General features: G+C 49.0%; 15 protein-coding genes. 2 read left to right on the forward strand and 13 right to left on the reverse strand.

Annotated elements, in window-relative coordinates; translation table 11 throughout:
• Window positions 1-11 precede the first annotated feature (11 nt).
• From LCH85_05480 to LCH85_05505, 6 genes are all read right to left on the reverse strand, one after another.
• Window positions 12-1,010, reverse strand: a complete 999-nt coding sequence (locus LCH85_05480) for an ABC transporter permease (GenBank protein ID MCA0351427.1) — start codon at window positions 1,008-1,010, stop codon at window positions 12-14.
• Window positions 1,011-1,023: 13 nt separating this feature from the next.
• A complete protein-coding gene (locus LCH85_05485; protein MCA0351428.1) occupies window positions 1,024-2,031 on the reverse strand; it encodes an ABC transporter permease in 1,008 nt (335 codons plus the stop codon).
• Window positions 2,032-2,183: 152 nt separating this feature from the next.
• Window positions 2,184-3,953, reverse strand: coding sequence for a peptide ABC transporter substrate-binding protein (locus LCH85_05490; GenBank protein ID MCA0351429.1), 1,770 nt, complete (start codon window positions 3,951-3,953; stop codon window positions 2,184-2,186).
• Between the two features lie 104 nt (window positions 3,954-4,057).
• Window positions 4,058-4,297, reverse strand: a complete 240-nt coding sequence (locus LCH85_05495; GenBank protein MCA0351430.1) for a hypothetical protein — start codon at window positions 4,295-4,297, stop codon at window positions 4,058-4,060.
• Between the two features lie 15 nt (window positions 4,298-4,312).
• On the reverse strand, window positions 4,313-5,377 hold the full coding sequence (locus LCH85_05500) for an AAA family ATPase (GenBank protein ID MCA0351431.1): 1,065 nt from the start codon (window positions 5,375-5,377) through the stop codon (window positions 4,313-4,315).
• A 23-nt stretch (window positions 5,378-5,400) separates the two neighbouring features.
• Window positions 5,401-6,390, reverse strand: a complete 990-nt coding sequence (locus LCH85_05505; protein MCA0351432.1) for an NTP transferase domain-containing protein — start codon at window positions 6,388-6,390, stop codon at window positions 5,401-5,403.
• A 504-nt stretch (window positions 6,391-6,894) separates the two neighbouring features.
• On the opposite strand from LCH85_05505, the gene LCH85_05510 reads away from it, so the two are divergent.
• Entirely contained in the window at window positions 6,895-7,287 is a 393-nt protein-coding gene (locus tag LCH85_05510; protein ID MCA0351433.1) for a response regulator, read from the forward strand.
• A gap of 88 nt (window positions 7,288-7,375) precedes the next feature.
• Here the strand turns inward: LCH85_05510 and LCH85_05515 are convergent, their stop codons facing one another.
• The 6 genes from LCH85_05515 to LCH85_05540 form a co-directional block, all read right to left on the reverse strand.
• Window positions 7,376-7,756 (reverse strand): response regulator, encoded by a 381-nt coding sequence (locus LCH85_05515; GenBank protein ID MCA0351434.1) that lies wholly within the window; start codon window positions 7,754-7,756, stop codon window positions 7,376-7,378.
• On the reverse strand, window positions 7,753-9,390 hold the full coding sequence (locus LCH85_05520; GenBank protein MCA0351435.1) for a pyridoxal-phosphate dependent enzyme: 1,638 nt from the start codon (window positions 9,388-9,390) through the stop codon (window positions 7,753-7,755). Before LCH85_05520 ends, LCH85_05515 begins: the two co-directional genes overlap by 4 nt.
• A gap of 46 nt (window positions 9,391-9,436) precedes the next feature.
• On the reverse strand, window positions 9,437-15,058 hold the full coding sequence (locus tag LCH85_05525) for a PAS domain S-box protein (protein MCA0351436.1): 5,622 nt from the start codon (window positions 15,056-15,058) through the stop codon (window positions 9,437-9,439).
• A 177-nt stretch (window positions 15,059-15,235) separates the two neighbouring features.
• Window positions 15,236-16,141, reverse strand: a complete 906-nt coding sequence (locus LCH85_05530) for a GNAT family N-acetyltransferase (GenBank protein ID MCA0351437.1) — start codon at window positions 16,139-16,141, stop codon at window positions 15,236-15,238.
• A gap of 30 nt (window positions 16,142-16,171) precedes the next feature.
• Window positions 16,172-16,534: a response regulator gene (locus LCH85_05535; protein MCA0351438.1), complete on the reverse strand. Its 363-nt coding sequence runs from the start codon at window positions 16,532-16,534 to the stop codon at window positions 16,172-16,174.
• 153 nt (window positions 16,535-16,687) lie between these two features.
• Window positions 16,688-20,080 carry an AAA family ATPase gene (locus LCH85_05540; GenBank protein ID MCA0351439.1) on the reverse strand — a complete coding sequence of 1,131 codons (3,393 nt, stop codon included), beginning with the start codon at window positions 20,078-20,080 and terminating at the stop codon, window positions 16,688-16,690.
• Window positions 20,081-20,202: 122 nt separating this feature from the next.
• Between LCH85_05540 and LCH85_05545 the strand changes: the two genes are divergently transcribed.
• On the forward strand, window positions 20,203-20,994 hold the full coding sequence (locus LCH85_05545) for a carotenoid biosynthesis protein (GenBank protein MCA0351440.1): 792 nt from the start codon (window positions 20,203-20,205) through the stop codon (window positions 20,992-20,994).
• 3 nt (window positions 20,995-20,997) lie between these two features.
• Here LCH85_05545 and LCH85_05550 read toward each other — a convergent pair whose 3' ends face one another.
• Entirely contained in the window at window positions 20,998-22,353 is a 1,356-nt protein-coding gene (locus LCH85_05550; GenBank protein MCA0351441.1) for a glycosyltransferase family 4 protein, read from the reverse strand.
• Window positions 22,354-22,356 lie beyond the last annotated feature (3 nt).

Genomic DNA, 22,356 nt, shown 5'->3' on the forward strand with positions numbered 1-22,356 from the left:
TTTGCCTTGATCTATTGACGGGGATCAAGCGCATCACGTAAACCATCGCCCAAAGCCACAAAGGCAATCGTAATTGAAGCAATTGCAATCGCCGACGCGATCAGAATCCATGGTTGCGAATCAATCGCCGACTTACCTTCCAAAATCATCTGGCCCCAGCTGGTAGGGAACGGATTATTGGGGTTGGTATCAGGCTGGATACCAATCCCCAAAAAGCTCAGGGTTGCTTCAGTGACAATCGCGCTTGGCACAATAAACGCGCCTGCCACAATAATCGGCGCGAGCGTGTTGGGCAAAATATGGCGGAATAAAATTGAGCCACGTCGGACTCCAACCGCTTCAGCAGCTTCCACGAATTCTTTTTCTTTTAATGAAAGCACTTGGCCACGCACCAAACGCGAAACACTGGCCCAGTTTACCGCCGAGAACGATAAGAAAATCAATAACAAACCATTGAAGGTTTTACCAAAGGCGGTTTGATTGAAGGCAGTTTGCACAATAATGAAGAACAGGATATCGGGCAGCGAAAAGACGATATCAGTAAAACGCATGAGCAAACTATCGAGTTTGCCACCAGCAAAACCTGAAATCAAGCCAATAGTGATCCCGATCGTCAGGGTAAAGATCATGGGAATAAAACCCACAACCATCGAAACCCGCGTGCCATAAATCAAACGGCTGAGCACATCGCCGCCAGCAGAATCGGTGCCAAGTGGAAATTTCCAAACTCCACTACGTTTCGGATTTTTCTCATCAACTACCCATGCAGCTTGACGATAGGTGCCTCGTTCGCGTAATTCGGTTGAGGTTGGGCGGCTAGGCGCATGCGGGGCAATAACTGGAGCAAAAATTGCTACCAGCGCCAGCAAAAACAAATAGACAATACTTGCCATTGCCAACCGATTGCGTCGCAGGCGCAACCAAGCATCGCTCCAAAGACTCCGAACAGGCCGCGTAAATTCTTGAGCTTGGGCAGGGCTTTTGCCTGCCACATTCGATGCGGTTGCCATACGTTCGGGTCTCCTAGCTGTTACGAATCCGTGGATCAATCAAGCCATACGAAAGGTCTACCATAATATTGCCCAAGGCAACCAGTAATGAGAAAAATAGGGTTGAACCCATAATCATCGAGTAATCACGGCTACCGATTGCCCCAATAAATTCACTGCCAATGCCTGGCACACGGAAAACTGATTCGATAATAAACGAGCCAGTTACCAAGCCAGCCACTGCCGGCCCAAGAATCGTAATCACTGGAATCAAACTATTGCGCAGGATATGGCGCAAAATTACCACGCGATCGCCGAGACCTTTAGCGCGGGCAGTGCGAATATAATCCTGGCGTTTAACTTCAAGCACACTACTGCGGGTCAAACGGGTAATATAGGCCATTGTTCCTAAACCCAAAATGATCGCTGGTGGAATATACGAAGTACTAAAACCTTGCCAAACCGAAGGATCTTTAATCGGAGCCACATCAAATACCTTGCTCATAACCAGCAGCAACAGCAAACCAGTCACAAAGGTTGGCACTGAAAACCCAATCGTTGAGAGAATCAAGCTAAAGTAATCGAAGATCGTATTTTGGCGCAAAGCCCCCAAAATACCAAGGGGAAAGCCCACCAACAGCGCAAAAGCCAACGAAATCATGCCAAGGCGCAACGAAATCGGAAAGGTTTCTTTAATTTTATCTTGAACTGTTTCGGTGCCTTTCGAAGCATAGGTTGGGCCTAGATCGCCTTGGACGGCATTTATCATATAGTTGCCAAATTGGCTATCGAGCAAACCGCGCAGCGCCGAAAAGGGGTTGCCCTCAGCACTCAAGCGATTATTAAATTCTGCCGAGTTGAGCCAAGCGGGTTTATCTAAGCCAAATTTGCGATTCAGCAGGGCAATCGTTGACGGGGCAACTTCTTTTTCTTGATCAAATGGCCCGCCTTTGGCCTGTTTCATCATAAAAAAAGTAATGAGTGCCACGAGAAACAACACCGGAATCATCGCCAAGACGCGACGAATTATAAAGCCAATCATGCCATGCCTCCATTGGCGCGAGAGCGTGCCGGGGTGTTGCCTCGCGAGCCTTGATTGCAATTTAACAGGGTGCTTGCAAAGAATTAATAAGTGGGAGCTAGGGTTGGTGGGGAGCAGCGCAGGCCCGCGCTGCTCCCCAGAAGGTTAAGCTATTACTTGACTTCGATGCTGTATGATGTCCATTGGCCAGGGAATTGATCATCAGCGGCGGTTTGTGAGAAGCCGCTCACCCGTGGGTTGATCACATATTTGTTGACCCGGTTGTACATCATGGCGGTTGGCAAATCACCAACAATCAACTTTTGGGCAGCCGCATAGGCTTCCAAGCGGGTTGCGTCGTCGGTGCTGGTGTCGGCCTTGGTCAAGAACTCGTCAACCGCAGGGTTGCCGTAACCTTGGCGTTGAGCAAAGGTTGCTTTGCTGCTCCAGAACACGCTCAACCAGTTTTGAGCATCTGGATAGTCTTGAATCCAGCCACCCAATGAAATTTGAGGATAGGTTGCGTTATCTTTCTTGGCAGCGCTCAAATCTTTGCTTGGCAATGGTTGCAACTTAACTTCAACACCTAAGACTTCGCGGAAGGTGTTGGCCAAGAACTCGTGACGAGCTTGGTTAGCGGTATCGTTGCTGCTGTAAGCAAAGGTGATTTCTGGCAACTTATCGGCTGAGCCATAGGTTGATTCAGCCAAGGCAGCTTTAGCCTTTTCAGGATCGAAGGCAAAGCGATCTTCGGTTGCATCATAACCAGGAATCCCTTGAGGAATCCAAGTCAGGGTTGGCAAACAGTCGCCGTTGCGGATCACTTCGCAGAAGGTTGCGCGATCGATCGCATAGGCAAATGCTTCACGAACCTTTGGATCGTTGAATGGTTCGGTTGTGGTGTTGAATTGCAAGCCAGTGGTGTTTGCCCCTGGATATGAAATGTACAATGGCCCAAGATCAGCATCGCTTTGGACGGCTGGAATTTGGCTTGGGTCTGGTTGGAAGATATCCAGTTGACCTTGGCGATAGGCTTCCAAAGCAACTGATGAATCGTCGATGTAGATCATGCTGATGCCATCAAGTTTGGCTTTGTTCCAGTAGTTTTCGTTCCGTACAAAGTCAATTTGTTGGTCTTCAGCAATCCGGCTGAATTGGAATGGGCCGTTACCAACTTGCAAGCTGGCATCTTTCCACCAATTTTCGCCACCTTTTTCGATCAACTCAGCTTTAGCTGGGTACATCACCCACAAGCCAGCGATGGTTGGCAAGTAAGGAGCAGCTTGGACGGTTGAGATGACGATGGTTTTATCGTCGGGAGTGCTCACGCCCAAAGCAGCCTTGGCTGCATCGTATTGAGCAGTATCGGTTACAACTGCGCTCGCAAAATCGGCACAACCAGTGATATCAAACAAAATTGATTGATATTCGCCAGCGGTTACTGGGTCACAGGTGCGTTCGATGGCATAGGCAAAGTTCTTTGAAGTTAGAGCTGAACCATCGCTGTATTTGAGGTCAGGGCGCAAGGTGAAGGTAAACACGGTACCTTCAGCGTTTGATTCCCATTTTTCAGCAGCACCAGGCACGGTTTCCAGTTTGTCATTGAGGCGAGTTAGGCCTTCGTAGTTTTGCGACAGCAACACGATTTCGGCGCTGTACGAACTTTTCTGTGGGTCAAAGACATCTGGATAGGCAACTTGGTGTACCCGTAAGACGTTTCCGGCGGTAGCGGCTGGCTCAGCGGTCGCTTCGGTCGTTGTTGCAGTTGCTTCAGCCACAGGAGCGGTTGTTGCAGTTGCTTCAGCACCAGTAGCAGGTGCGGTCGTTGCGGTAGCAGCGGCAGGTGCAGTCGTTGGAGTTGCATCCCCAGCGCCACAAGCGGCCAAGGTTGGTACTGTCAATACCATTAAGGCCAATAAGCGGGTCAAACGACGTTTGAGCATGAAGGCTATCTCCTTAATTCAAAGAGTCCGAAAACCAACACGATCTGAGAACTTGCAGTGTCACCCATCACCCCCTTTCAAACGCTTGGTTGATTGAGCAAGGCCTAGGCTGGCATAATGCTCCATGATGCTCGTGATGAATTCATCACATAAAATAGCAAATAAAAACTTGAGCAGGGCTGGCCACCAGGGCCGCCACCACGCAGGCGCGGCTCATAACTGGGGGCAGATTTCATACGTTGGGGTAAGCTCACTTTTGGTGCTGAATGTGTTAGTTCTTGCTTCAATGCATCACGAAACAGCATGTCCACGGTAGTATCTTCAAGATCGTTGTGAACTGGCATAAGCAGCTTCCTACCCTAATAGAGCAAAGAGTCGGTTAACCCTACCAAGGTGGTGCTTGGTAGTTGGGCAAGTTGGCGATGCAACAAGGCCTCAATTGCGGCGCTATGCTGCGGTTGCCCCCAAAGCCTTAACAACAATTGGCGTGCCATGACAAACGAATAGGCAAACTGGGCGTTGTTAAGCACATCATATGGAATAAAAAGTCCGTGCCCCTCTATGGTAAAGCTATTTGCCACAGCCCGCAACATGGTACTACGCCAGGTCTGGGTGTAGGTCAAGTTACTTTGCCACAAAATTGCCATCAACTCGCTAGGCGGTTGCAAAATATCGTCGAGATGCGGGCCAAGCAAGGCCTGTAAACGCTCAGTGGCAGCCTCATCACTGCGATACTGTTGCTCAAGCAACAAGCGTTGCATACCAACCGGAGCCATGCGTTGTTGACGTTTAACTGTGCGAATATTGCTTTGCAACCATTGTGGCTGCATATAGACACAGTTAATTTGGGCTAAAAGGGCACTTTGATCGCTATCAACTGGATGTTCGGCATCAAGTGTTCCGGTGATAATCACGTTACTGGGCAAGGCTGGCCATTTATCAGGTGGATAACCACGCATCACCAAGCGCGTAATTCCATCGGCATCGCGGCTAACATTGGCGAAGTAGGTATATACATCATGGGGTCGCAAATTATCGAGACATAAGAAGAACAAACGACCAGCATTGGCCGGAGCAGCGGCGTTCTCTAAGGTCTCGACAAATTTCATCCAACCAAAACGATCTTGGATTTCGGGTGCTTGCAGGCTGCTCCCTAAGTTCACATAGGTATATTGATCATCAAAGGGATGCACCAAAGCCTGAGCAAACAGCCGCGCCAATTCAGTTTTGCCCTGCCCAGTTGGCCCAAATAGCAAGACAAATGGGCTGGTTTTAAGCGCAATCACATAGTCAATCACTAACAGAGGCGGGATGGCATAACCAGCGGCGTGGCAATAGGTCAACACCTGAGCAATCAACCGATATTCATCGGCGATCAGATGATGAAAGCCAGTGCCACGCTGCAAACTGGTTGGTGGGGACATCCGGTTCCCTGCTTGATCATGCATTACTGAATCGTGCTACCAAATGTAATAACTGATGAATCACCGACGTTCAAGTGTTGGAATTCGCCTTTAATATGCGCTCCTTCACCAATAAGTGAGCCTTCCAAGGTTGATGATTGAATGCTGGCTCCTTGATTGATAATCGAATCACGCACAATCGAATCAACAATCACGCTATGGTCGGCAACTGAGACGTATGGCCCAATAATTGAGTTACGAATCTCAACATGTTCGCCGATAAAGACTGGCGGAACGATAATTGCGCCATCACGTTGTTCGACGTTGCCGGTTTCATGTTGCAACAAATAGCGATTGGTGCGTAACAAGGCGGGGGCTGTGCCACAATCTTCCCACATGGTTGCAGTTTCGGCACTAAATCGCGTGCCATTGCTAATCATGAGTTGGAGCGCATCAGCCAAATAAAACTCGCCTTTAGTTTGAATATTCTGCTCGATCAGCACATCGATCGCTGCGAACAATTCTTTGACTTCACGCACATAGTATGCGCCGATCAAGGCCAAGTTGGAAACTGGCGTACTGGGTTTTTCCACCAGCTTGGTAATAATCCCATCTTCGAGCAATGCCACCCCGAAGCGCGAGGGATCTTCAACTTCGCTTACATAGATCACGCCGTCGGCATCGGTTTGGTTCAAAACATTCAGGTTTGCTTCAAAAATCGTATCGACGAATAAAATCAAGGTTGGGCCAGAGACCATCTCGCGGGCCAAAGCAATTGCATGGGCTTGGCCTTTTAGCTCAGTTTGTTCAACAAAATGGCTCTTGAAGTTATAGTTCTTGCGAACATATTCCTCAATTTGTGTACCCAAATACCCGGTAATAAACACCACGTCGTCGAGTGGTAGCACCTTGAGTTTATCAAGCAGGTGGCCAATTACGGCCTTGCCTGCAACCGGAACCAACGGCTTTGGACGGGTATGGGTATGTGGACGCAGGCGGGTTCCAAGACCGGCGGTAGGAATAATTACATTCATACTGCATTTTACGGCGGTGTGATCACGTTAAACGCGCCACCAAACCGTACTCCCTTTCATTGATTTGCAGAATTTAGCTCTTGTTTTGGAATGCATGCACGCAGTTTTTTCAGCGTGGATTGCAAACCCACGGTACACTGAGGACGCATTGAGTATATCAGGCAGCCTGATGATTGGCAAATATCCCAATCGACTCTAGTCTAGCATACAAGCTGTATGTTAAGCCTAGCCTAAGGCCAATTTCACCCTATGGAGTGAGATCGTACCCGCCCCAACTAGCCCATTGCTTAAACGACGGCTACGGACTAAGGAACCATGGCGCTTATGCCTGAACTTGCATATACTTTTACTAATTACAGCTGATCGATTATTAATCACAACCACCAGCCTAACTAAACTTACAATCGACCAAGAGTCCTACCTGTAAATTGGCTAGTAAGGTTGTATCGCTATAGTACGTTTGGATACGAGTAACGAGAAGGCCCAAATTTAGGAGATACCCATATGCCAACCATCTTAGTTGTTGATGATATGCCTGACAACCGTCAGCTTTTAGGAATAATGCTCCAACGGTCTGGTTATACAACCGAGATGGCTCGTGATGGGGTTGAAGCTCTGGAAGCTATTCAAAAAAGCCGACCAGACCTGATATTGCTTGATTTGAACTTGCCGCGCCTGGATGGCTGGGCTGTCTGTCGCACCGTTAAATCCGACCCTCGCTTGGCGCATATTCCGATTGTGGCATTAACTGCTAGTTGCAGCCCTGGCGAAGTCAAGCAATTGATGACCCCCGATTGGACTGATTATGTGAGCAAGCCTTTCGACGTTATGTCATTAATGGAGAAAGTTAAGCTTTGGCTGACTGGTTCCAATCAATCCAAGCCATGGTATGGTTAAGCCTTCACACATTAATCAAACTTAAATAAATAGCGCTAGTTGAAGCAATTCAACTAGCGCTTTATCGTGTCTTTGGTTCATTGTAGGTTTAGGTCGAGGGGGCTTCGATAAATTGCAACATGGCATTCCAGAGATCGCGCAAATTGATCGGCTTAGAAACATAGCCATCACAGCCAGCCGCAATCGCCTTTTCAGCATCGCCCTTGAGCGCGTTGGCCGTCACCGCTACAATCGGAATCGTGGCCGTTTGTGGCGTATCACGCAAGCGTCGCGCTACCTCGTAACCATCAATATCGGGCAAGTTAATATCCAACAAGATAATCTGTGGATTATGCGCCAAAGCCAGTTCGATACCAGTTGAGCCATTAATTGCCTTGAGCATTTGGCAACCACGGGCAATCAACAGGCGCTCCACCAACAGCATATTATCAGGGTTATCTTCGATATATAAGACAACGGTTGTACTCATTGGTCCTCACTATCACGCTCTTTGTGTTCAATGACACTCACAACCTGTTCGACAAAGGCAACTGGTGAAAGTGAGCCTTTTTGATACACAGCACGGGTATGGGTTGCTAAATGATGGCGCTCAGCGGGCGTAATATCTTTGGCGCTCACCACAATAATCGGAATATCACGGGTTTTGGGGTGTTGACGTAAGGTACTCATCACCTGAAACCCATCCATATTTGGCATCATTAAATCCATCACAATGGCATCGGGCAAGCGTTGAATTGCTTGTTGCACGCCATCGGCTCCATCGGTTGCCCGATAGACACGATAGGCTTTGCGTCGCTCTAAAATACGCTGCACCAATTGAGCATCATCAGGATTATCATCGATCAACAGCACCGTTGTCGCTTTTTCATTCAATTGTTCCAGCGCCGCCTGAAGCCCTTCTTGGGGCGCTGATTGTTGGGTATCGCTGACATGCACATCAATATGCCATTGATCGTTCAGCACATGCTTATCGACTGGGAAGGTGTGCCCAGTACAATTTACCACAATTAATTCTTCAGGGTTAACTTGGCCTTGGGCCACCATTTTTTGCAGGCCCGCAAATGCTACAGCCGTGGCTGGCTCCACCGAAATACCTTCAGTTCGCGCCAATAAGCGCATTGCACTGAAGGCCTCTTCGTCGGTGACAGCTTCCATCGTGCCGCCCGATGTTTGGATGCGTTGCCAAAGCCGCGTATAGATCTTACCGGGATCGCCTGTTGAAAGAATTGCAATCCGCGTATTTGGCACAACTTTTTCGGCCACCGATTTGCCAGCCTGAAATGCCTGCACCATCGGTGAGCAGCCTTCAGCTTGAATAATCGCGGTTTGGGGTACGCGCTGGGTCAAACCCATGGCATGTAATTCGGCAAAGCCATGATACACGCCGAGTGGCCCCAAGCCACCGCTAACTGCCTGAATATACCAATCAGGTGCTTGCCAGCCAAGTTGCTCGCAAATTTCGTAGCTGATCGTTTTCATAGCTTCCCGTGCCGGAATACTGTTAGCCCCACGATCATAAATAATGTTTCGGTTTTGGGCAAAATCAGCGGCAATCTGCTTGGTTTGATCATAATTACCACTAACTTTGATCACCTCAGCCCCAAACAAGGCCGCTTCGCGCAATTTTGCTTCTGGCACCACGCTAGTCATAAAGACCCACAGTTTAATGCCAACTGCGGCACAAGCTGAGGCATAGGCGACCGCCGCATTGCCAGTCGAGGCAATCACGCATTCGCGAATATCATTCGAAACTAAGGCTGCCACAGCCAAGGCGGCTTGGCGATCTTTAAACGAATTGGTTGGGCTATAACGCTCATCTTTAATATACAAGCGTGGCAAGCCCAACAAACCACCAAAGCGCTGGGCATGCAACAAGGGAGTTCCGCCAACATGGGTTGGCGCAGCTGGTGGCGGCACCGGCAAAACGCTACTATAGCGCCATAACGTCTGGCCGCTCATTTGTTGATTGCGCACCAACTCGCAAAAGTTGGCATAATCGTAATGCGTCTCAAGCCAATCGTTAGCACATTGGGCACAGCTATTCGAGCTACGAAAGGTATATGGCTGAATATGGCCACAGTTCTGGCAAACTAAATCTGTCATAACGCCCTTACCACGCGCTTATGCCGCAGCACAATGCGCATAACCATTATTCTACAGACATAGGTTGATTGGCTGGCGTTGCATTAGGATTAACTTCATCTTCGCTGGCATTGATTGGCAACTCAATGGTAAAGAGTGAGCCTTCACCAGGATTGCCGCTACTAACCATCGAAAGTTTGCCGCCGTGCATTTCGACAAGGTGGCGACTAATTGGCAAGCCTAAGCCCGTACCGCCCGCCTTACGGGTTGTCGAATTATCGACCTGATGGAATTCCATGAAAATCGTATCTTGATTATCGAGCGGAATCCCAATGCCTGTATCTTGGATTTTAATCATACGGGTCGTTGGCGTTGTGTCAATGCCTATTGTCACCGAACCTTGCTCGGTAAATTTCAGGGCATTGCCTACGATATTCAATAATACTTGGCGAATACGGAAACGGTCGGCATAGACTGGCAATTTGAGATTTGGCTCAATATCGACCAGCAACTCGAGATGTTTCTGCGTAGCCAATGGTCCGACCGTGCTTGCCACTTCATGCAATACTTCCACCACATCGAAGGTTTCACGGAAGAGCGTGAGTTTGCCCGATTCGATCTTGGCCATATCCAAGATATCGTTGATCAAGTTGAGCAAGTGACGACCGTTACGATGAATAATGCTCAAGTCATTATGAATCAGGTCGTTGATTGGCCCGTTGATGCCTTCGAGAATGACCTCGGTAAAGCCAAGGATTGAATTGAGCGGTGTGCGCAACTCATGCGACATATTAGCCAAGAAGGCCGATTTAAGTTGGTCAAGCTCCTGCAAGCGCTGCATCGTCGCGGTTTGTTCAGCAAACAAGCGGGCATTTTGCAAGGCAATCGCAATTTGACTGGCCAAAGTGGTTTGAATCTTGCGATCATCATCAGTAAAGATGTTGCTTTGGTCGGATTGAACGTCGAGCACCCCTAGCAGCATCGAGCCAGCAATCAGCGGAGTCGCCATTTCAGCGCGGGTTTCAGGCAACAGTGGGTGTGGCAAGAAGTTCGGGTTTGAGCGCACATCGTTTTCAATAATCGAGCGTCGTGCCCGCCCAGCTTGGGCCACCAACGATTGCTCCCGATCCAATGGAATCGAGCGACCTTCCTTGACCATGGTGCGACCAATTTCACCAGCACCGAAGGCCAATTCTAAGAGTTGGCTCTCAGGGTTATACAAGTAGATATGAGCATGGTAGAGGCCGAAACGATGTTTGGTCAGATCAACCACGGTTTGCAGCAGTTCTTCCACATTCAACAAACCTGCCGCCGAGGTACTGACCTGAGCCACTGTTTCCAGTTCGAGTGCCCGATATTCCACTTGGCTCAACAATTGTTCACGTTCGCGTTGAGCATTGCGCTGCTCAGTTACATCCTGAATCAGCGAAAGCACCCCAGTTAGTTGTTGTTGCTCATCGAACATTGGCACAGCGACTGAATCAACCGAGACTCGCTTACCATCAAGCCGCATAACATCAACCAATTCGCGAGTGGGCTTTTTAGATGCTAAGGCCTTGAACAAACCAGTTTCTTGGACTTCCAATTCTTTATCTGTACCTTCATACAGGAACTTTGGTCGTGGCAAGGCTGGTTGTTCCAAGACTGCCGCACCCATTTGGCCGGATACCCCCAGAATCTCAATCGTCGAGCGATTGATCATCTGGCTGACACCCTTGTTATTGACCACATAAACCCCAATCGGCATGTTATCGAGAATCGCTTTGAGCAAGCGTTCTTGTTCGATTGTGGATTGCAGCAAGCGTTCACGTTCTTGCTCATTGAGTTTACGGTCAGTAATATCTTGCAAGAGGGCAATCCCGCTGATAACCTGGCCTTCGCTGTTGAGCACTGGTGCGCCGCTGGCCAAAACTGTGAAACGACGGCCATCAGGATGGGCAATATCAAATTCAGCTTGGGCATGTTCGCCGTAGCGCAGTGCCCGAAACACTGGAATATCGTTTGGATCAAAGACGGTTTCAGTGCCAGGAATAAAGAGTTGGTAGGTCTCGCCAACTGTATCAATTGCATCGGGGTTCACATCGCCAATCGGCTGACCGACGATCAATTGGGCGCTTTGATTTTGAAGCTGCATCTCAAAGTCAGCATTGTAAACCACCACCCCAACCGGCAGGGCTTCGAGAATCCCTTGTAGCGTCCGCCGTTGGCGGTCAGTTTCAACCAAGTTGCGCTCGCGTTCTTGTTCATCGCGCTTGCGGTCGGTAATGTTACGGCCAACGCTCATAATCAATTCGGGACTGCTGGTTTGATCATCCATAATTGGCAGCAATTGGAAGTCGAACCAAGTTTCCTCATTATTGACCATAAACATCGATTCACGATTGAGGTTTTGGGATGTGCTGAAAATAAATTCAGCATCAGCTCGGCGCGATTCGACCGTAGCAGGAGTCAATATTTGCTCATCAAGCAAGCCAATCAGTTCAGCAGGCTTGCGATTGAAGATACCAGCCGCAAATTCATTGATATATTGTAAACGATGTTCGCGGTCGAAAATAAACACCACGTCACGCGAGGACTCAGCCAAAGAGCGATAGCGGACTTCACTGTCGCGCAAGGCTTGTTGTTGTTGCTTTTGGGCGCTAATATCGTTGGCAATTTTGAGATAGCCGGTAACCTTGCCTTCACGGTCACGCAAAGCAGTAATTGAAAGCAGCACTGCGAAGCGGCGACCATCACGGGCAATATAGGTCCATTCACTATTTGATGCTCGTCCGCGATGAGCCTCATACACCAAAGCTTCATGGTGATTCAATGGCTCACCAGCTTGCTTGCTGAGTTCTTTGGTAAATTGCACAACTTCTTCAGGGTCGTTGGCCAACTCGATCAGACTCTTGCCAATTACCTCGTGAGCGCTATAGCCCAGCATTTGCTCAGCCGAGCGATTGAACGAGGTGATATTGCCATCAAGCGAGGTTGCAATAATCATATAGGTGGCACTATCGAGCATGGTTTGCTGGAAGCCCAAGGATTCTTGCAAAGCTTGTTGAGCCTCAACCCGTTCGCTTACGTCTTGTTGAACCCCAATAAAGTTGATCAACTCGCCGTTTTCATCAAAGACTGGGTTGATATCGAGTTCATTCCAGAACAAGCTGCCATCTTTGCGATAGTTACGCAAGAGCACCCGCGTGGCACGTTTTTCCCGCACTGCATAACGCAATTCGCGCAAACCTTGTTGGTCGGTATCATCGCCCTGCAAGAAACGACAGTTCTTGCCAATGACTTCTTCGGGTGTATAACCGGTAATCCGCTCGAAGGCAGGGTTGACATACACCACTGGCATATCAAACTGATGTGGATCGACAATCACAATCCCGTCGTTACTAGCGGTGATCGCCCGTTCACGAATTCGCAAAAGTTCTTGGGTGCGGGTGATTTCTTCAAACGATTGGGCATTTTCCAAGGCAACCGCCACTTGGGCCGCAATCGATTGGAGCAAGGTTGCATCATCGTTGGTTAGCGAATTAACTTCAGCATTTTGCACGTCCAACACGCCAAGCACTTCATCGCCGAGCATAATTGGCACAGCGATTTCAGCCTTGGTTTCGGGGAGCAAGGGATTGGCCAACCAGCCAGCTTCACGGCTGACATCGGGCACCAACACCACATCTTTGGTATTGGCGGCACGGCCAACCAAACCACGGCCTTGCGGAATACGGTGATTCCGCGCAAGCAAGGTGCGACCAGCCTGCCCCGTACCACCCATCATCACAAACTCATTGGTCTGTTGGTCAACCAAATAAATGTGGGCGTGATAGTAGTTGAAGGTATTCTTAAGCTGCTCAACCACTTCCAATACCAATTGATTGGGGTTCAAAATGGTTGAAAGTCGGCGGCTGACCTCGTTGGATGTTTCCAAAGCGATTGTACGTTGTTGCAAACCTTGTAGCGTTTCTTGCAACTGATCAGACATACTATTAAAGGTGGTCGTCAATTGACCAATTTCGTCTTGCGAGCTGACCGGAGCACGGGTTGATAAATCGCCTTGGCGGAAACGTTCAACAAATTCAGTCAAACGCTCAATTGGATTCGTCAAAATTCGCGCTGCAAACACAGCAATCATACTAATCCCGACCAATAACGCCAACACAATCAAGGTTGTATAGCGCTCCGATTGGCGAATTGGCGCTAAGAAGGTTGCTTCGCTTTGATGGTAGAGAATCCGCCATGGCACAGTTTTGGTCGCGGTGTAGGCATAAATATCGTTGCCTTCAGGATCGGGATCGCCTGGTTTATCCTGTTCAGGAATTGAACTGGAAAGCGAAATCACTTCGCCATTCGTTTGCGGATCAAGCACAATCGCTTTGATTGCATTGATTAATTCGGGATATGGCACAAGCAGATTTTCTGGATTAATGTTTTGCAAACGCCGTTCATCTTGCAAGCGTTTAATTTCATCAGGCTGCAAATTATCGGCAATTTTATACAAGAGAGTTAATTCGCTGCCCTGAGCAATCCGCATGCCATATTCATCAAGTACAATCCCAAACGAGTTTTGACCAGCGCGGTCATTACTGCGGGCTACCAATGATTGAATAATACTGGCGCTATAACGAATCCGTAGCACGCCGATAATTTCTTGGCTTTGTGGATTACGAACAGGCGTACTGAAATAAATTGAAGGCAGGTTATCGTTACCGAAGGTTACTGGTGAGATAATGCTCTGACCAGTGCGAATTGCATCTTGATAATATGAAAGCCCTGAATCATTGACCCCAACGTTGGTTGGCACAGTATCGACCAAGACCACGCCACGATTATTCAGCAACGCAACCGAGAGTGTATCGTTATTTTCGGTCGTAACTGCCCGAAACAAATTACGTGTATCACGATCTTGGTCGGGAACCAAGGTATTTTGTTCGGCAGCCAACAAATATTCGCTTAATTCAGGAATCCGCGAGAGTGCACTGACCCGGTTAATGTTCCGATTGACAAAATCATCAATTTCGTTGGCAATATTGGTCGCATTCACCAAAATCAAGCTATTAGCCTGATTTGTAAGCGAATCACGGGTTGAGCGCAAGGTAATAAATGAAATAATCGCAATTGGCAGGGTTGTCACCAAAACAAACGAGATCAGAATTTTGTTGCGAATCGAGAGCGTGCCAAATTCGCGAAACACAAAGAAAAGCAAGATGGCAATTGCCGCAATGCTCATCAAAGGCATGTAGATTTCTTGGCTGCCCGAAACCCGCACTTCTTGAATATTCAAGAAGGTTTTGAGCAAGGTGGCAATCACGCCAAGGCTAATTGTGCCCAAGATAACTGGAAAGATATGGCGTTCAGGCAGGGTTTGGATCGAAATAACCAGCACAAAGAACACATTCAGAATCGAGAGCATAAAGCCAAACTCAGCAATAAAGAGTTGGCTTGGAAAAGTGGCAACAGCAATTGAGACAATTAAGCTGTAAGCACCTGCAATCAACCAGCCATTTCTTGCCGAAATGGTGGCACATAAACCCCCAAATGCCGCAACAACAATGCTGATGATGCTCATGTAGTTTTGCCACGACGGCAAGCGCAAGGCTTCTAGGCCATAGGGTACGGCCATGATTAGGCCAATAATCATGGTAAAAATCCCAAAGCGCAAAATACGCTTGAGCCGAATGCTATTCAATGTGGTATCAGTCATTCCACTAGCCATAACCCTACCTCGTATACTGTGCCAAAATTTACTTTTGTGCTGTGTTGATTCAGGCCAACGTACCAGCGTTGTTCAAGGTTAACCACCATGAGAACAACTGCGCTTTGTGATTATACCTATTTCCCCCCCAAACTGACTGCTCTTGCGATTTGTCCTTAGTCCCGTTTATGATGCGGATTGGGGGGGATTTTTATTGACCCGTTCGTTGGCTACAAGGTTTAAGAGCATTTCAATGCGCTGGAAGGCTTCGATATAGCCATGCTGTTCATAGGCTGCTAAGTGTGGGTCATCGCAGCGAATATTCTCGGCTTGGGTATCCAAGCGGCTATGGCGTTGATGGACATGGGCCAAGAGCGCTGAACCAACCGCATTTGGATCACCAGCCTCGGTATGCAAACGAATATGCGAAAGCACCAAGGGTTGGCGACGGAAAATACACCAACCACGGCCACCATCAGCCAAATTGACCCGACAGCCTTCGACCATGGCCATGTGATCATATGAATCGGATTGGTTGGTCCACGGTACGCCATGTGGTTGTTGGCGTACCAGTCGTTGCAATTGCGACCAATCGAGCCATTCAATCGAGCCAACTGCTGGTTGTTTGACTGGACCTGGCGGTCGCCGCATTACCAACAGCTGGTTGGTTTCCTCAAAGCCCAGCGCCAAAAACAGCTTATGCGCAGGAGTATTGTTCAAAATAACTTCAAGCTGGACATATTTGAGCCAATGTTGGCGGGCGGCTTCAACCATGGCAACCATTAAAGCGCGGCCAATCCCACCTTTACGCCGATTGGGCAACACTCCCAAACGGGTGACCCACGCATGGTCGCGGCGCACACCCAGCATCGCGAGGCCTAAAATGTCGCCATCGGCCTTGGCGACAAACGAAGCATCCAAATTAACATCATATAACCGAATATATTCAGCGAGCCGTTGACTATTCATTGGCATTGGCACAATATAATCGATCCGAGTTTGGTTATAAATTGCGACCAATTCATCAATGGTAAAGCTGGCTGCTGGCGTAAGCTCTATGGCCGAACCATCGTGAAAACCATCTGTAGTCATATACATCCTTGATATATGGTGCTAAGCCTTTTAGGAAAGGTAACTGGCAATCGCTTGGGCAAAATCGATCACTGACAACGGTTTGCGAATAAAGCCATTACACCCATAGGCACGAACCATTTGGCGGGCGGTTTCTTCGGGCCAAGCGGTAAAAACCACAATCGGGATGTTTTGAGTCTCGGGCGTACCACGTAACACGCCGGCCACAGTTTGGCCATCGGCATCAGGCAAGCCCAAATCAAGCAAAATCAGGTCGGGATGTTGTTCTAGAGCCATATCCAGCCCACTCGCAGCATCAGCCGCCTCAAGCACCGAATAGCCATAGGCGTTCAGTACGCGACGGGCCAAGGCTGCATTATCGGGAATATCTTCAATCACTAAAATCGTCGGCATATATACCTCTATTCTTGATCATACCGTCGTCTATTGTAACGGCTTTGGTAGATCGTGCCTAGACCTTTTGCTGACGAGATCTTAACAATTTGACCCAAATTGGCGTTATAGTTCGATCTTGGTTGGTGCGATAAGGTCATTGTAGCATAGCCCTTAGGCTTTTTCAGTAGCCAATTCTTGCATAATCGCAGGCAGTACTTGTTCAAACGGGGTTGTTGGGCGTTGGCTCATAATCAGCCATTGAGTCTCGCCTAAAATTTGAATCAGCTTGGGTTTGAGTTTATCAATTGCTGCATGAATTTCGCTATCGATCGCTTCATGATGCAGCACAATCTGAATCAAGCCAGCGCTGGCCTCGGCTTGATTGGTCGCCAAACGCCATTCAGCCAAGGCTACCAAACTATGCAAACAGACTAGAGTCATGTGTTTGGCATAGCCCAAACTCAATGCTTGCTGCAAATAGGAGCGTGCTTCATCCCAAGCTTGTTCAACAATCGCCAAACCACCCAAATTGAGCTGATTGACGGCGATGCCAAAATCGTGGCCTTGCTCGATCGAAATCGCTAAACCATCACGATAAGCTTCGCGGGCAACCTGATAATCGCCCCGTGCAAACGCTACCACGCCGACATTACTAACCCCACTAATAATTCCACTAGGATAATTGACCTTGCGTGCTCGCGCGACGCTGGCTAGAAAATGTTGTTGGGCAGTGTAAAGGTCGCCTTGGACATAGGCAATGTTGCCAAATTGGCGCAGCACATCGGCCTCACCAACTCCATCGCCAATTTGTTGCGCGGTTACCAATGCCGCATCCAAATTGGTCAAGGCCATGCTGTGGTCGCCCAACCGCCAGCGGGCTTGGCTCAGATTAAATTGCATGCGCACGATTTGTTGCTGCGCAGCAAAATCATCATCAATTGCCAACAAATGCAAGGCTCGCTCAAAAAACGGAATCGCCTCACGATAGCTACAGCGCACAAGAGTTTGCTCACCCGCTCGCCGCAAGGCATCGATCGCAGGCTGACGGCTTTCTGGTTCATCAGGATCGATCGCATGGCTCCAGTGGTGGGCCAAAAGGCTGCTGCCTGCTTCAACCAAATGGGGATGTTCGCGGGTGTACCATTCGGCAATCGCGCGATGCAAGGCTCGTCGTTGGCCAAACAATAACAATGAATAGGCCACATCGTGGATAATTGCTTGACTAAATTGGTAGCCCTCGGCAGCCTCGTGAATAAAACCCTGTTGCAGCAATAACTCAAGATGCGCCGGAATATGCTCACGTTCATGAGCCACGGGATAAATCGCATCAAGCACTGCCAAACTAAAATCATGGCCGATCACACTAGCGATTTTGAGGGTTAATTGGGGTTGCGGCGGCAGTTGATCAATTCGGCTGACCAGCACGCCCTGAATTGTGCTTGGGAGATTGAGTTTTTCCAGCTGGCTAAATTGATCAAGCTTGCAAACTCCATTGTTAACCCGAATCATGCCAGCGTTGCGCAAAGCTTGGGCTAGCTCGATGCTCCACAGTGGATGGCCAGCCGCACGTTGATTGATAAATAAGGCCACACTTGGCGGAATCGCCTGCACACCCAATGATTGAGCAACCACCGCAATACAAGCCACAGGATCAAGCGCTTGCAGATGGATGGTTTGCTGTGACTCAAGGCAGGCCACGTTGGCAGGCGCAGTTGTAATCAGAATAATGTCGTCATGCTGCTGCAACAATAATTCCAGCGTTGCCAAGGCCAATGAATCGAACCACTGCAAATTATCAATGCACAAGACTAACGGGCGTTGAGCATGCAGTTGATACAACGCATGACCAATTAATTCATGGATGATTTGCACCTGTTGGGCATGATCGGTGGCGTTGGCTTCGGCACGACCTGGTAGTTCTAAAACATCGTGGAGCACATGCACCGATTTAGCGAGCTGCTCAGGCAATTGCAAACGCTGAATAATTAATTGATAACATTGAGCCGCTTGATTCGGCCATTGCTCAACCGCCAAACACGCCTCAAGCAACAAACGCCAGCCTGGATACTGAGCCGATTGACGCAGACTGCTGCTGGTAATCAACATAGCTTGGCGCTCGTAATGCTGAGCAATTTCAACGGCCTCATACAACAAGGCCGATTTACCCATGCCGCTATCGCCAGTGATTGCCACATGTTGAATGCTTGGTTGGGTTTGGTTGAATAGCGCCTCAATTTGGCCACGTTCGCGCCGTCGGCCAATTAAGCGCCGAGGCCGAATTTGGTCAGGGCTATGGTTGGTTTGCTGCGGGCGATAGATCGTAATTGGCTGGCTTTTACCTTTAATCGTAATTGGCGGCAATACTTGAAAGCGCACATGCTGTTGGCTAGCTTGGGCAGTGGTTTGATCACAGAGAATTGGCGCAAGATTGGCTTCCATCAAACGAGCAGCCCGATTGACGACATCGCCAATCATGGTAAATTCGCGGCGCTGGCTATTGCCAATCTCGCCGCAAAAGGCTGGGCCAGTGGCGATGCCAATCGTGTGGGTTAAGCTCAGTTTGCTCAATGCGGCTGAGGCTTCCAAGGCTGAGCGCACCGCTCGTTCAGCATCATCGCGATGCGAGAGCGGTGGCAAACCAAAAGCCGCCAGTAAACTTACGCCTTTATCATCAACCGATAGTTTGTCGATGCTGCCTTCGTAGCGAAAAATAACGGTTTGCAAAGCACTAACTGCGGCTTGCACTTGCTCTAGTGTGGTAAAAAAGCTCAAAGCTGGCACATTAATAAACATCACACTCAGATGGCGTAGCTCAGCCAGCCATTCGTGCAAACCGGCATTAATTCGAGCAATCACCGCCGTGGGCATAAACGGGGTCAACTGCTCAGTTGGATAATCGGGCATAGTCTGGTTAATTGTTGGCAAGGGCAGATTTTCGGCCATTGCAGTTAGGCGAAAAGCCTGAGCACGCAAATCTTCGCCCAAGCCATATTCGCGAATTAACGAACGCGCTTCGGGCGAAATGATCACTTGGCCAGCAAAGCTTTGTGAGCCAAGCAAATGCACTTGCAACAGCGCCTCGCCCGTAATCAACTGCTCCCAATGATTATTTACACCGCCCACGATAAAACTTGAAATCGAGCCAGCTCCAATTTGCACACGAATCGCCAAGCGCTCAGATTCGCTAGGATTGTTAAAGCTTGCTTGAATCGCTAGGCCACATTGAGCCGCAAGCTGAGTATTTTGGGTTAATTGATCAAGGTCGTCGGCCATCCAAATCGCAATTAATGCATCGCCAGCAAATTTCACCACATCGCCGCCATGGGCAATCACAGTATCAATTAATTGACTAAATGAATCGTTGAGCACATCGGAAATATATTCGAGAATGGTGGTTTGGTCGTAGGCAAATTGCTCACTGAGGCGGCTAAAACCAGAAAAATCGGCAAACAACACCGTCGCCAATTGATCTTCGGCTAGCGGCTGGCGCGGTTGATGCTCTTCGATAAGCCGTTGTAGGACATAGCGTGGCAGAAAGCTGCTGATCTGAGGGTTGGCGGCCATGCAGGTGCGTCCTTTATCAAACGATCAAGCATATGCAGAGATTTTGAACATGAATACATCCATCCTAGCGGCAGTAGAGTAAGATCGCAAGAGACGATTTTACTATTTCAGGGGTGAACTTTGTGGCTAGTCTACGTGTGGGGCATTGGGTTTGGGTGGGCTATTTGTTTGTTTGGGCTTGGAGCGTGCCATTATTGGCCTTCGATCTTGTGCCAGCTGGCGGCGAATTTATGGCAACCGTGATGCTGGTTGTGCCGGGCGGGCTAGCGGCGTGGTGGCTAATTCAGCGTTATGGCAAGTTGGGTTGGCTCAGCAGCATTATAATTGCGGTTGGCTCATGGCTCACTGAGCATCTTGGGGTTACCACAGGCTGGCCGTTTGGCGCATATCAATATAATGGTGTACTTTTGCCCGAAATTGTTGGAGTTGTGCCCTTAGCAATTCCGTTTGCCTGGCTGTTGGTTGTGCCAGGTGCACTCGAATTAAGTCGGATGCTGATGCCGAAAGTTGGTTTTTGGCCAACGGTTTTAGGTGCTGCCAGCCTTGCCATGTTGTTTGATTTGGTGATCGAGCCAGTCGCGGTGTATGTCAATCGCTATTGGACATGGCTCGAAACTGGCCCGTTGTTTGGGATTCCCACCGCCAATTTTGTGGCTTGGTGGGGCTTAGCCTTCATTTTAGCCTTGGCAACTGAAATGTTTAGCCAAACCCCAACCAAAACAGCCCAAATCCCAAAACTCAACTTGCCAATTGCGATTTATTTGCTCAATTTAGCGCTGTTCACGCTTGTCAACCTGACCCATCAGCAGTTGGCTGCGGGCATTTTGGGTTTATTATTGTTGGCTGGCTTTGGCTGGCGCTTGCAACAACGCCACGTTGGTTGGCATTGGCGTTACGATCAATTAATTCAATAATGATTATGTCAATAAATTTCGTAGCCGTGCCGCCAAACGATCAAGCAACGGCGCATCGTCATCAACTAAGCCAAGTTGGGCGGCTTTATGGCCAATCGTTTGGGCGACTGAATGCTGGATGGTTACAGTATTAATATCCCACAATGGATCACGTTGTGGCTCCAAACGCGGCCAGCCTTGCACGCGACTCAGGTGATCAGCATAGCCTCGTGCGGCCAAGGGCAAACTATGTTTTTCAGCCACATAGCGGCGAGCATTGGTTTCCATGGCCTCGCGTAGCGCCACATCGGCCCATAAACGCTGAGCATAGGCCGCGATTAAAGCAACTTCATCGCGATCAACGGGCACATGGGCCACCACATCGGCGGGCAATTCGCTGAAGGTAGCAATATCGCTGACTAGAACTGCGCGGCCAGCACCCAACAAGCGCAGCAAACTGGCCGAAGTCTCGCCAGCCGAAGGGTAGCGCCCATTAAAACAGAGATCAGCTGCAGCAACATAGCGATTAAAATCAGCATGATCAACATAGCCCGTGACTTGGACGCTCTCGCCAAGCTGCAAGCGTTGGAGCAAGGCCTTGAGATCGTAGCTTGGCGAGACGCTGCCAACCAATATATAGCGTGCATCGGGATAGGTACGGCGAAATTGGGCAAAAGCCTGAAGCGCCTGTTCAATTCGTTTGTAGGGGTTGATATGGCCAAAACTAGCCCAAATCGGAATTTCAGCGGGCAATTGGAGCGCTTGCCGAGCGGCCAAACGATCAGGGGCTGGTAGCAAAGGAACACCCATTGGCACTAGCGAAGTCGCCAAATTGGGGCGTTGTTGCTGCACCCGCTCAAGCACATATTGGCTATGGGCAATTAGGCTGCTGGCTTGGGCAATCACTGGCTCAGAAAGCGGAAAATCGAACACTGCATCGCCAAGTTGACCACGCTCCATGCGTTGGGCAATGCTTGTGCCTTGTTCAGCATAATAGTGTTGCATCAATTGGCGGTAGTTCGCCACATTTTTCAAACGATTGGCAGCATGCCACAGCATTAAATGGTGTAAAACATAATCGTGCAGCACCACAATTCCAGGCAAGCTTTGCAAACTTTGCCAAAAACGGCTGTGGGCGGGGCTATTGCCCATATGATAGATAATTGCATCGAAAGGTTGCCGTGCATGCTGCTTGGCTAAATCGCCAATGCGGATAATCGGCAGTTTCGCGAGCAGCTGTTGATTGGTCGGCTGAACCTCAGCATCAACCACCAACGTCAGATCAACATACTGCCCCAAGTAGGGCAATAATTCCTCGCTATAATCCGAAATACCCGATTCAACTGGATTGACTGGAGTGCAAAAAGCCACACGCTGCATGAC

The sequence above is a fragment of the Chloroflexota bacterium genome (assembly GCA_020161265.1).
Taxonomy (GTDB): domain Bacteria; phylum Chloroflexota; class Chloroflexia; order Chloroflexales; family Herpetosiphonaceae; genus Herpetosiphon.